We start from the raw sequence: 12,882 nt of genomic DNA, 5'->3' as shown, positions 1-12,882 counted from the left end.
GGTTAGGGGTAAAAGTCAGAGGTAAAAATGAGTGAAATCAGCCCTGTGAATCACTCCAGCGAATCGCTCAGTAAGCCGCTTCAGCGAAAACCGTTTTGGGCGTACACCTCAACAATGGCGTCTTCCAGGTCTTCCATAAGCAGGGCGGGGTTCGCATCCTGCGCCGCACCGACCGTGGCAGGGTCCAGCTCCATGCCGAGGGCACGGTACACATCCGCGGTGACCGCCCGCAGTGGTGCAGAATCAGAGACCACAATGCCGGTGCTGAACCACCAGCCGCCGGTCACCACACGCTGGGCGGTACCGACCAGCTTAATCCGGCCACCATCTGCGGAGGCGGGAAGCTGCGCGTGCACCGAATACTCGCCGGGGCAGTACTCCCCCGGGATTTCGCCCATGCGTGCATCCACGCCAACTTCGCGTAGCGCCTGTGCATACATGGAACCGAACAGTTCGTAGCGTAGGGTGTTGCCGCTGCGGGCGTCAGAGGCGGGCTGAAAATGGTCCACGACCAGGCACCCCTGATGGTAGGCGGCGGCATGCCCGCCGACCTTGCGCACCAGCACCTCAAAACCGTGCTCGGCGCACGCCGCGGAGGCAGCCGCGAAGCCGGGGTTCAGTTCGTCACGGCGGCCGAACGCAACCGTCGGGTTCGGCTGATATATGCGTAGGGTTGCTTCACGCTGCCCGCTTGCCACCTCGCGGAGCATCTGCACCGTCTGATCGTGGTGAATGAGGATATCGCCGGATTCGGGGCCGGTCTCTCGAATAATCTGCACGTTCCTATTTTACGGTTACGCCCGCCACAGGTCCTACGGCTCCCCACATTACGGAAACGCCCACCTGGGTAGCTAAAACCTAGTAATCCCCCTCCCCCTCCGCTAGGGTAGAAGAAAAGCCCAAAATACCTTGGAGGATGCCGCGCATCAGTACCAGCACATCACCGCCCAAACCACCGCGCTCCCGCGCGTCAGCACTGAACAGCGCACTAGCCCGGCGGTGACTGAGCCGCAGCCGCTCGGCACGTTCCCTGACGGTTTTCTCTTCGGAGGTGCCACCGCCGCCAACCAGTTCGAGCGCGCCTGGAACGAAGACGGCAAGGGCCCCAGTCTGCAGGATGTGCTGCCCGCCGGCGGCCTGTACCCGCGTACCGCCGAGCCCACCGAGGACAACCTCAAGCTGGAGGGCATCGACTTCTACCACCGCTACCGCGAAGACATCACCCTGCTCGCGGAGATGGGCTTCAAGGTCTTCCGTTTCTCCATCGCCTGGTCGCGTATCTTCCCTCGTGGCGACGAAGAAACCCCGAACGAGGCGGGCCTCGCCTTCTACGACCGCGTGCTCGACGAGCTCGACAAGCACGGCATGGAACCGCTCATCACCCTCAGCCACTATGAAACCCCGCTGCACCTGGTCGAGCAGTACAACGGCTGGACCAGCCGCGAACTCATTGGTTTCTACGAACGCTACGCCCGCACCGTGTTCGCCCGCTACGGCAAGCGCGTGAAGTACTGGCTGACCTTCAACGAAATCAACTCGATGCTGCACCTGCCTTTCATGTCCGGCGGCATCAACACCCCGGCAGATCAGCTCAGCGACACCGACCTGTACCAGGCGATGCACCACGAGCTGGTCGCATCCGCGTGTGCCACCGCTGCGGCACGCAAACTGGCACCGGGGGCACAGATCGGCTGCATGATTCTAGCCATGCCCACCTACCCGCTCACCCCCGACCCCGCCGACGTACTCGCCGCACTGCAGGCGGAGCAGGCGAACTTCGCGTTCGGTGACGTGCACGTGCGCGGCACATACCCAGGCTACTTCCTGCGTGCCCTGCGTGAGAAGGGCGTGGAGCTGAACATCACCGAGCAGGACCGCGAGGACCTGAAGAACACCGTAGATTTCGTGTCGTTCAGCTACTACATGTCTACCTGTGCGACCGGTGATCCGGCACGAGGCGAGCGCGGCGAAGGCAACATCCTCGGCGGCGTAGTGAACCCGACCCTGCCCGCCAGCGAATGGGGCTGGCAGATCGACCCGACCGGTCTGCGTGTGGTCCTCAACCAGTATTGGGACCGCTGGCAAAAGCCGCTGTTCATCGTGGAGAACGGCCTGGGTGCCCGTGACGAGCTGGTCAAAGTGAACGGTGAGTTCACCGTGGAAGACGACTACCGCATCGACTACCTGCGCCAGCACCTGCACGCGGTACGCGAGGCGATTGAGGACGGCGTGAACGTGCTCGGCTACACCACCTGGGGTTGCATCGACATGATTAGCGCCTCCACCGCGCAGATGTCCAAGCGCTACGGGTTCATCTACGTGGACCGCAACGACGACGGCACTGGCACCCTGGCGCGCTACCGCAAGAAGTCCTTCCACTGGTACCGAGAGGTGATTGCCAGCAACGGCGCGGAGCTGTAACCGGTCAGGCTCTAGAAGTTGTTCCTTATGCGGCGACTCTAGACTCTGAACCCCGCGAAATGAGCACATAAAAAGCCCCCGGGACTCTGAATCTCGGGGGCTTTTTCATATATAACACTTAGTCCATGGGCAGGTCATTCAGACTGGTCGAGACGTACTCCCACCAGGTCGGCACCAACCCGGCATTCATCGCAACCTTCTGCGAGAGGATGTGCGACGGGCTCGTACCGTAGAACGGCAGGTACCCCTCCGCCAGGGTCAGGTGGGCCGCATCACGCACCAGCACGCTGGCGATGCCTGCGCCACGCCAGGCGGGCAACACGTCAATACCAATCTGGCGCATAATCGGCGAATCGTCACTCACGCCAACCATAGCGATAGGGTCTACGAGTGCGAGGCTCTCCCCCGCCGCGGGTGCATCAGGTGCCTTAGATGCATTCTCATCCACCGGGTATGCAGCGAGTACCAGCACATCCGGGCGGGTCACGCTAAAGCCCAGCGCGTTCGAGTAGCGTTTATCCCCGCGGAAGCGCTCAATCTGCTCAGCGTCCAGCAGCTCCACGCGCAGGTGTGTTACGCGCGCCTGTGTGTCCTGTGGGTCAACCTCAAGCGCCCCCGCGGAGGCGTTTGCCTCCCGGCGGATGCTGCGTTCGCCGGTGATTTCGGCAAGCAATGCAGCCTTCAGCTCGGCGGGGTCAACGCGGCGCATCATGCCCACACCGGGCACGGCGCACTTGACCTCCTGCGCCTGAACGCCCTCGGGTACGACCGAGTTCAGCAGAGCGCGACCGGGCGTGTAGTAGATGCTCGTGCCGCTGACCTGCAGCGTGTAGGGGGTGACCAGTTCGTTGAGCTGGCGCAGCTGCGCGTAGTCGCCCAGCCAGTTCGACTGGTCTCCAAGCATGTAGTCGATAGCCCTGTCGAGCACGCGCGGATTCTTGGCGCAGAGAATACCGACGCTCGCGTAGTTGGCGACGCGCAACTCCCATATGTCGTCGTTGCGGCGGCGTGCGGCGCCCATCTTCTCGGAGGGCGGCTGCACGGTGGCGAGTAGCGGCAGGCTTTCGGCTTCCAGGTAGTCGCGTAGCTCTTCGAGGGCGCGGCTAATCGAGCCGGGTGCCTGGCAGAAATCCGCCTCCAGCTGGGCGTGCAGGATGTGCCGGGCACGGTCCGCGGTGGTCACAGCGCCTCGGTTCATAGCTCCCCGGTTCACAGCGCCGCGGGTTGCCTGAGCTCCCCGAGTGGGTTCGGTTCCTTGAGTATCAGTCACGTAGGTTTCCTCTAGGTCAAGTTCTCGACTAGTTCAGGATCTCGGCAAGGAACACGCCGGTATGCGAGCCCTTCACCTGAGCCACCTGTTCCGGGGTACCTTCAGCAATCACGGTGCCGCCGCCACTACCACCTTCGGGCCCCATGTCGATAATCCAGTCGGCACACTTGACCACGTCCAGGTTATGCTCGATGGTGATGACGCTATTGCCCTTGTCAACCAGCGATTGCAGCACGGTGAGCAGCTTGCGGATATCTTCAAAGTGCAGGCCGGTGGTCGGCTCATCCAGCACGTAGATGGAGCGGCCGTTGGAGCGCTTCTGCAATTCGGTTGCAAGCTTCACGCGCTGCGCTTCACCGCCGGAGAGGGTGGTTGCAGGCTGGCCCAGGCGAATGTAGCCCAGGCCCACATCCACAAGGGTGTTCAGGTGGCGCGCAATCGGGGTGAATGCGGCAAAGAACTCTGCGGCTTCTTCCACGGGCATTTCGAGTACGTCGGCAATGGTCTTGCCCTTGTAGTACACTTCGAGGGTTTCGCGGTTGTAGCGCTTGCCGTGGCAGGTTTCGCAGGGTACGTACACGTCCGGCAGGAAGTTCATTTCAATCTTCAGGGTGCCGTCGCCGGAACAGTCCTCACAGCGGCCACCCTTGACGTTGAAGGAGAATCGGCCGGGGGTGTAGCCGCGCATTTTCGCTTCGCTGGACTCTGCGAACAGCTTGCGGATATGGTCGAACACGCCGGTGTAGGTGGCGGGGTTCGAGCGCGGGGTGCGGCCGATGGGCGACTGGTCCACGTGAATGACCTTGTCCAGGTGTTCCAGGCCGTCGATGCTCTTGTGGCGGCCGGGTACCTGCTTGGCGCCGTTGAGTTTGTTTGCCAGGGAGGTGTACAGAATGTCATTGACGAGGGTGGACTTACCCGAGCCAGACACACCGGTCACCGCGGTAAATACGCCCAGCGGGAAGGACACGGTCACGTTCTTGAGGTTGTTTTCGCGGGCGCCGCGCACGGTCAGCTGACGCTTCTTGTCCACGGGGCGGCGGGATGCGGGCACCTCAATGCTGCGGCGGCCAGCCATGTAGTCGCCGGTAATGGACTTGGTGTTCTTCAGCAGCTCCTCAAAGCTGCCGGAGTGCACGATTTCGCCGCCGTGCTCACCGGCACCGGGTCCTACGTCCACAATCCAGTCGGCTTCGCGCATGGTGTCTTCGTCGTGCTCAACCACAATAAGCGTGTTGCCCATATCGCGCAGCTTAGTTAGGGTCTCGATGAGGCGGCGGTTATCGCGCTGGTGCAGGCCGATGGAGGGCTCGTCGAGCACGTAGAGCACGCCGACCAGGCCGGAACCAATCTGGGTTGCGAGGCGGATGCGCTGCGCCTCACCGCCGGAAAGCGTACCGGCGGAGCGTGAGAGGGTCAGGTAGTCCAGACCCACGTCCAGCAGGAACTGCAGGCGCCCATCGATTTCTTTGAGGACCTGTTCACCAATCTTGGCTTCGCGTGCGCTGAGCTGCAGGCCACGCACAAAGCTAAGTGCGTCAGCTAGGGACAGGTCGGTAATATCTGCGATGGACTTGCCGCCAACCTTCACGCCGAGGATGGTCGGGTTCAGGCGCGCGCCGCCGCAGGAGGGGCAGGCGACCTGACGCATGTACTGTTCGTAGCGGTCGCGGGCGAAGTCCGATTCGGTTTCTTCGTGCTTGCGCTTGATGTACGCCTTCACGCCCTCGAATCCGGAAGTGTAGCGGCGTTCGCGGCCGAATCGGTTGCGGTAGGATACCTCAACCTTATAGTCCTTGCCGTCCAGAATGGCAGCGCGGGTCTTGGCGGGCAGGTCTTTGAAGGGGGTGTTCAGGTCGAAGCCGAGCTCCTCCCCCAGACCCGCGAGCAGGCGCAGCCAGTATTCGGTGGTTGCTTTGCCCTGCGACCAGGGAGCGATAGCGCCCTCGCCGAGGGTCAGGTCGGGGTTGGGTACGAGCAGGTCAGTGTCCACTTCCAGGCGCGAGCCGATGCCGTCGCAGGCGCTACACGCACCGAACGGCGAGTTGAAGGAGAAGGCACGCGGCTCAATCGTGTCGATTTGCAGCGGGTGGTTGTTGGGGCAGGCGAGGTTTTCGCTGAAGGAGCGGGCGCGTTCGGGGTCGTCCTGCTCACGATCCACGAAGTCGATGAGCACGCGGCCATCAGCAAGCTTGAGCGCGGTTTCGATAGAGTCGGTCAGGCGCTGGTGAATACCGTCCTTGATGACGATGCGGTCGACGACCACCTCGATGGTGTGCTTGTACTGCTTGGCGAGCTTGGGCGGGGCGGAGAGCTGCACGGTTTCACCGTCCACGCGGGCGCGCGAGTAGCCCTGGGTCAGCAGGTCCTTGAAGAGGTCAACGAACTCGCCCTTACGTGCGCTGACAACGGGCGCGAGGATCTGCAGGCGGGTGCGTTCGGGGTACTCTTGCAGAATGTCCACGATTTGCTGCGGGGTCTGCTGGGTGATTTCTTCGCCACATTCGGGGCAGTGCGGGTGGCCGATGCGCGCCCAGAGCAGACGCATGTAATCGTAGATTTCGGTGATGGTACCGACGGTTGAGCGCGGGTTTTTGGAGGTGGACTTCTGGTCGATAGACACCGCCGGGGAGAGGCCCTCGATGAAGTCTACATCGGGCTTATCGACCTGTCCGAGGAACATACGCGCGTAGGAGGACAGCGACTCAACGTAGCGGCGCTGACCTTCCGCAAAGATGGTGTCGAAGGCGAGGGAGGACTTACCGGAGCCGGAGAGTCCGGTGAAGACGACCATTGCATCACGCGGAATGGTAAGGTCTACGTTCTTGAGGTTGTTTTCGCGGGCACCCTGAACCCGGATGCTGGTCAGATCGTTCGCTTTGAGTGCGGTGCTACCGTGTGCAGGGCGGGGTGTCATCGAAAATCCTTTCGTCTTATCTTCGAACTTAAATTCTACACCCTCATGTCTTTCACCGGCGGGATTATGCGACCGGTGAAGGCCTGAGGGTGCAGTACTTATATGAGGCGGACTGACAGGCACGGTTTACCAGCCGCGGGTTGCCCAGTCTTCCAGGTGTGGGCGCTCGTCACCGAGAGTGGTGGAGCGGCCGTGGCCGGGCAGCACGATTGCGTCATCTTCAAAGCCGCCGAAGAGCTTTTCGAGCACATTGGAGAAGAGTTCACTAAACTGCTGCGGGGAGTCGGTCTTGCCCACGCCGCCGGGGAAGAGAGTATCACCGGTGAATAGCAGGGTTGCGGGGGTGCCGTCTTCCCAGCTGGTTTCGAGGGTGTAGACGATGGATCCGGGGGTGTGGCCAGGCACGTGCAGCGAGCGGATGACGGTGTCGGAGCGGTAGAAGTCGAAGCTTTCGCCGCCGGCCAGCTCCTCTTCGACGGTGTAGTCTTCCTGCTCCTTAATAGCGGCTGCGTCAGCTGCACCTGCGGAGGTGACGGCACCGGTGAGGTGGTCGAGCTCCTTAATAGCGCGAATATGGTCCCAGTGGCCGTGGGTGACAAGGATGCCGGTCAGACCCATTGCCCGGGGCCTAAGGGAGTTGAAGTCCTCTTCCTTCTCCATAACGCGCACGCGACGGTCTTCCGAGTCAGTCAGTTCCAGCTGCGGGCAATCGTTCAGAAGCGCATCGAGGGTGTAGGCATAGAGTTCTTCTGCCTCGTCTGCGGGGTCAATGAGCACCTGCTCACCGGTGGCGCGCATGGTGATGAGGTAGACGCTGTTGTCCATCTCGGAGACGCTGAACGCTCGGACAGTCAGTTCGGGGTTTTCAAAGATGAGGGTGGGTTCGGGGTAAGTAGTCATAGTTCCAGTGTAGGGGTTCCCACATTGCAGGAGGAGTCTATATAGAGCACTTCCCTGTGAGCGCATTCGGCATTGACTGTGCGGGATGCACAGGGAACAGATACTGGAGCACGCTCGGAACAAGCTCTAGCCAGGTCCCGTCTATCTGAGACTCCAGTGAAATTCCAAAGTTAAACAGAGAAGCGACTGCGCATCGATACACAGTCGCTTCTCATGACACCCAGGGGTATCTATCACTCACTCAAACACAAGCAACCCGAGGACTTTGGAAATCTCACGATTACTTGATGACTTAATGGTAGCAAACTTTTTGGGATTGTTTTGCCACTCGATTTGGCGCGGGGAGCCGGTTTTGGCGACTTGAGTCTCAATATAATCGTTCTGTAATAAAAATAGGTATTTTTTGGCTATCCATACGTACCAATTTCATTTTACGGGTTTTGGCGTGACTTATTTCACCTAAAATAGGTTTAATATTTCCCCCATTTGGCGCTTCTGCACACCTTTGACCCAAGCTTCACACTTAGTAATTTTGAAGGCTCAATCCCCGGTTTTAGCCCGGTATTCCGCGGAAGTAGAGCTTTTATAACAAAACGATAACAGCAGCCCTACCTTCAGGTTCACTGGGCACACCCACTGAAACTCCATTCAAAGAGCAAAACACCTAGTCAAAACTATATTTTCACAAAATACAAGATAGTGTGTCACTAAAAATCAACCTCTATAGATTGTTGATAAAACTTGACACTCAAGCAAGCATAGAGCCCAATTATTAACCCATACGTACCATTTACAGTCTCCGCAGAGGCCTCATTCGAGTCTCCATGAAAGGTTACAATCCCCTTCCACTAGGGGTTTTAGATTCCTTCAGTACCACACCGTTCAGCACCGAAAACGCCAACACGCTCCCCCTTTCACCGGCAACCACCCTGGGTGTTCACCCCATTTGCCGGTACCGGGCACGGTAAACTGCCGGGCACAGCAAAGCGGCGCCTCTCCCCCGCTGCGGGGAAGGAGCGCCGCCTCCACTAGCTATAGATTAGCTAACACAGTCGCCTTAAGACAGGCCGACCATCACGCCGTTCTCATCGAAGCCGATGCGCTCAGCTGCGGGGCTCTTGCTCAGGCCCGGCATAGTGCGCATGGTGCCGCAGATAGCGTAGACGTAGCCAGCACCAGCAGCCAGGCGAACCTCACGCACGGGGAGGGTCCAGCCGGTCGGCGCACCCTTCAGAGTTGCATCCGACGAGATGGACAGGTGAGTCTTAGCAATAACCACCGGCAGGTGCGAGTAGCCCAGCTCAGCGAAACGCTTCAGCTGCTTAGCGGCAGCGGGAGCAATAGAGATGCCGTCCGCACCGTAGACCTTGGTGGCAACCTTCTCAATCTTGGTCTCGATGGAGTCCTCAAGATCGTAGGTGTACTTCAGGTCCGAAACGTCGTCACATGCCTCAGCAACCACGTTGGCCAGGTCGGTGGTGCCCTTACCGCCCTCAGCCACACCACGGTGGATAGCGACGCGAGCGCCAGCTTCCTCAGCGATACGGCGGATGGTCTCGTGCTCGGACTCAAAGTCGGTCGGGAAGGCGTTGATTGCCACAACCGGCTGAACACCGAAGTTGCGCACAATCTCGATGTGCTTCTTCAGGTTCTCTGCACCCTTCTCCACGTCGGAGGGGCTTTCCTGCAACATACCTTCGGGCAGAGGCTTGCCCGGAACAATCTTGTACAGGCCGGAGTGGGACTTCAGGGAGCGCACGGTGACAACGAGCACTGCTGCGTCCGGCTTCAGGCCGGAGACGCGGCACTTGACGTTGAAGAAACGCTCCGCACCCATGTCTGCGCCGAAGCCAGCCTCGGTAATCACGTAGTCGGAGTACTCCAGACCAACATAGTCTGCGACCACGGAGGAGTTACCGGTTGCAATGTTGCCGAAGGGACCGGCGTGAATCAGAGCGGGGGTGTGCTCCAGGGTCTGCAGCAGGTTCGGGTTGATAGCGTCTGCCAGGATGACGGACATTGCGCCGTCAGCCTTCAGATCGGCTGCGGTGACGGGCTCGCCGTCGTAGTTCAGGCCGATAACGATCTTTGCCAAGCGCTCGCGCAGGTCCTTGAAGGAGGTTGCCAGCGAGAGAATCACCATGATTTCGGAGGCGCTGGTGATGTCAAAACCGGTCTCGCGGACCACGCCGTCCATGCGTTCGCCCAGGCCCACGACGATGTTGCGCAGGGAGCGGTCGTTCATGTCGATAACGCGGCGCCACTCGATTGCACGCGGGTCGATGCGCAGCTCGTTGCCGTGGTGCAGGTGGTTGTCAATCATGGCGGCAAGCAGGTTGTGTGCTGCGGTGACGGCGTGGAAGTCGCCGGTCAGGTGTAGGTTCAGCTTCTCCATGGGAACGATCTGGGAGTAGCCGCCACCTGCTGCGCCGCCCTTGATGCCGAAGGTCGGGCCCATTGCAGGCTGACGCAGAGCCAGGACTGCCTTGCGGCCGGTCTGGGCGAAGCCCTGTGCGAGGGAGACGGAGGTTGCGGTCTTACCTTCACCGAGCGGGGTGGGGGTTACTGCGGTAACCACGATGTACTTGGAGCCGCGCTTGCGGGCGGTCTCTGCGTTGGTGGTTTCGTCGAGGAGGACCTTAGCGACGTACTTGCCGTAGGGTTCAAGGCGATCTTCGCTGATGCCGTTGTCCGCTGCGATCTTATTGATAGGCCAAAGATCGGCGGCAAGTGCGATTTCGAGGTCGGAAGGGAAAGGCTTCTTCGTCATTGTCATCCTTCGAGTTGTACGAATCATGCTCTTTTATTCTATGCCTTGGCTCACCCATTTGTCCCTCACCTCGCCGGAAGGTGGCGAATAAACTCAATTTTTAATGCACTAATCCCCGCAACCGGGGCCCTACTCTCACGTGGAACGAGCAGGGTCAGTGCGGGGATCAGTAGCTCTTACATGCCGGTTGCCGGTGCAAGAAAGCACAAGAACCGGCAATACGATCGGCTATTACGGCATAGTCAGCAGAACCTTGGTGGCGGTACGCTGGTCCATTGCCTCGTAACCCTTAGCTGCCTCGTCAATAGGCAGAACCAGGTCAAATACCTTACCGGGCTCAATTTCACCCTTGTAAATCAGGTCGATGAGGGTCGGCAGGTACTTGCGCACGGGGGCGGGGCCGCCCTCCAGGTGAACCTGCTTGCCGAAGAGCTTATCGGTGCCGATGGAGCTGTCGTGCGGCACACCTACGAAGCCGATGTAACCGCCGTGGCGTACACAGCCGAGTGCCTGGTCGAAAGACTGCTGGGAGCCAACAGCTTCCGCGACGCCGTGCGCGCCCACGCCGTCGGTGAGCTCCAGAACCTTGGCGATACCCTCTTCGCCGCGCTCTTCCACGATGTGGGTTGCGCCGAATGCCTTAGCGAGCGCCTGACGTTCCGGGTTGCGGGACATGATGATGATCTTCTCTGCGCCGAGCTGCTTAGCGCCGATGACTGCGCTCAGGCCGACTGCACCGTCGCCAACAACGACGATGGTCTTACCGGGGCCTGCCTGCGCTGCGTCTGCTGCGTACCAGCCGGTGCCGAGCACGTCGGATGCCGCCATCAGGTGCGGAATCTGCTCTTCGGTGGGGGTTGCGGGGGTCTTGACGAGGGTGCCGTCTGCGAAGGGTACGCGGGCGTATTCTGCCTGGGTGCCGTTGGAGCGCATGCCGACGAAAGCATCACCTGCTACGATTGCCTTGAGGCAGCGGGAGGGATAGCCTGCGGTGCAGGTTTCGCACTCGCCGCAGGAGATGCAGAAGGAGCCTACGACGAAGTCGCCGGGGGCTACGGTGGTGACTTCGGAGCCGATTTCTACGACCTCGCCGATGTATTCGTGGCCCATTGCGCTGTGGTCAACGGGCTGTGCGCCGCGGTAGGGCCACAGGTCGGAGCCGCAGATGCAGGATGCTGCGAGCTTGATAATGGCGTCGGTGGGTTCGAGCAGGGTCGGCTTCTCAACTTCGTTGACGACGACTTTGCCGGGAGCTTCCATAACAACTGAACGCATGATGTTCCTTTGGGGGTTGTGGGATAGTAGTCCAACAGTACGCCCCACGCGCAGATATATCAATAATTTTTTATGCTACCGGATGAAGGTAAAAATTCCGACAATCAGCACCAGCAGATCGTTCCCGCTCCCCTGCTTCTCCGTAGCTTCTCTGCCGCTTCCGCGCCTGGTTAAACCGGGGAATCCTGGGTATCCCGGCACGTTGAATAGCCCGGTTAAACGGCGGAATCCCCGCGCATCCATAGTGGACACGCGGGGATTCCGCTCGGTTTATCTCAGCCTATATCTGAAGGCGAGAAAGGGCTTAGAAGTCTCAGACTTAGAAATTTCAGCCTTAGAAGTCCCAGTCCTCGTCCTCGGTGTTCACAGCCTTACCAATCACGTAGGAAGAGCCGGAACCGGAGAAGAAGTCGTGGTTCTCATCAGCATTCGGGGACAGCGCCGACAGAATTGCCGGGGACACGTTCGTCACGGACGCCGGGAACATCGGCTCGTAGCCCAGGTTCATCAGAGCCTTGTTAGCGTTGTAGTGCAGGAACTTCTTAACGTCCTCGCTCCAACCCACACCGTCATACAGGGAGTGGGTGTACGCCACCTCATTCTCGTACAGTTCGTACAGCAGGTTGAAGGTGTACTCCTTCAGCTCTGCCTGACGCTCCGCAGACTCCTTCGCCAGGCCACGCTGGAACTTGTAGCCAATGTAGTAGCCGTGCACTGCCTCGTCACGAATAATCAGACGAATCAGGTCAGCGGTGTTGGTCAGCTTCGCGTGCGAAGACCAGTACATCGGCAGGTAGAAGCCCGAGTAGAACAGGAAGGACTCCAGCAGGGTGGAGGCAACCTTCTTCTTCAGCGGGTCGTCACCGGTGTAGTAGGACAGAACGATCTTCGCCTTCTTCTGCAGGTACTCATTCTCAGAAGCCCAGCGGAACGCCTCGTCAATCTCCTTAGTGGAGGCGAGGGTCGAGAAGATTGAGGAGTACGACTTTGCGTGCACGGACTCCATGAACGCGATGTTGGTGTACACGGCCTCTTCGTGCGCGGTCACAGCGTCCGGCAGCAGGGACACTGCACCGACAGTACCCTGGATGGTGTCCAGCAGGGTCAGACCGGTGAAGACGCGCATGGTCAGCTGCTTCTCTTCCTCAGTCAGAGTCTTCCAGGAGGGTACGTCGTTGCTCAGCGGCACCTTTTCCGGCAGCCAGAAGTTACCGGTCAGACGATCCCAAACCTCAAGGTCCTTCTCGTCCTCAATACGGTTCCAGTTGATAGCCTCAACCACGTGGTCGACGAGCTTCACCTTTTCGCTCATTAGTAATTCTCCGATTC

The 12,882-nt window shown here is 59.8% G+C and carries 8 protein-coding genes; 1 reads left to right on the top strand and 7 read right to left on the bottom strand.

Annotation, left to right across the window (positions count from 1 at the left end; translation table 11 throughout):
* Positions 1-80: 80 nt before the first annotated feature.
* Positions 81-779: a lipoate--protein ligase family protein gene (locus tag QFX07_RS03960; RefSeq protein WP_279754122.1), complete on the bottom strand. Its 699-nt coding sequence runs from the start codon at positions 777-779 to the stop codon at positions 81-83.
* 130 nt (positions 780-909) lie between these two features.
* On the opposite strand from QFX07_RS03960, the gene QFX07_RS03955 reads away from it, so the two are divergent.
* The gene (locus QFX07_RS03955; protein ID WP_279754123.1) at positions 910-2,421 is read left to right on the top strand and encodes a glycoside hydrolase family 1 protein; all 1,512 of its coding nucleotides are present in this window, start codon (positions 910-912) and stop codon (positions 2,419-2,421) included.
* A gap of 118 nt (positions 2,422-2,539) precedes the next feature.
* On the opposite strand, the gene QFX07_RS03950 is transcribed toward QFX07_RS03955, so the two are convergent.
* The 6 genes from QFX07_RS03950 to nrdF all read right to left on the bottom strand — a co-directional run bounded on the left by QFX07_RS03950 (position 2,540) and on the right by nrdF (position 12,865).
* Positions 2,540-3,691 carry a GNAT family N-acetyltransferase gene (locus QFX07_RS03950; RefSeq protein ID WP_279754124.1) on the bottom strand — a complete coding sequence of 384 codons (1,152 nt, stop codon included), beginning with the start codon at positions 3,689-3,691 and terminating at the stop codon, positions 2,540-2,542.
* Positions 3,692-3,719: 28 nt separating this feature from the next.
* Positions 3,720-6,608, bottom strand: coding sequence for an excinuclease ABC subunit UvrA (gene uvrA, locus QFX07_RS03945; RefSeq protein ID WP_279754125.1), 2,889 nt, complete (start codon positions 6,606-6,608; stop codon positions 3,720-3,722).
* A gap of 126 nt (positions 6,609-6,734) precedes the next feature.
* Positions 6,735-7,508, bottom strand: a complete 774-nt coding sequence (locus QFX07_RS03940; RefSeq protein WP_279754126.1) for an MBL fold metallo-hydrolase — start codon at positions 7,506-7,508, stop codon at positions 6,735-6,737.
* Positions 7,509-8,565: 1,057 nt separating this feature from the next.
* Positions 8,566-10,278 (bottom strand): formate--tetrahydrofolate ligase, encoded by a 1,713-nt coding sequence (locus QFX07_RS03935; RefSeq protein WP_279754127.1) that lies wholly within the window; start codon positions 10,276-10,278, stop codon positions 8,566-8,568.
* Between the two features lie 231 nt (positions 10,279-10,509).
* On the bottom strand, positions 10,510-11,553 hold the full coding sequence (locus tag QFX07_RS03930) for a zinc-dependent alcohol dehydrogenase family protein (RefSeq protein ID WP_279754128.1): 1,044 nt from the start codon (positions 11,551-11,553) through the stop codon (positions 10,510-10,512).
* Between the two features lie 334 nt (positions 11,554-11,887).
* Positions 11,888-12,865, bottom strand: a complete 978-nt coding sequence (nrdF, locus tag QFX07_RS03925) for a class 1b ribonucleoside-diphosphate reductase subunit beta (protein WP_279740074.1) — start codon at positions 12,863-12,865, stop codon at positions 11,888-11,890.
* Positions 12,866-12,882: the final 17 nt, after the last annotated feature.

The sequence above is a fragment of the Rothia similimucilaginosa genome, from assembly GCF_029850985.2.
GTDB lineage: Bacteria > Actinomycetota > Actinomycetes > Actinomycetales > Micrococcaceae > Rothia.
Note: the sequence above shows the minus strand (reverse complement) of the source record. Positions and strands in the feature narration are given on the sequence as shown.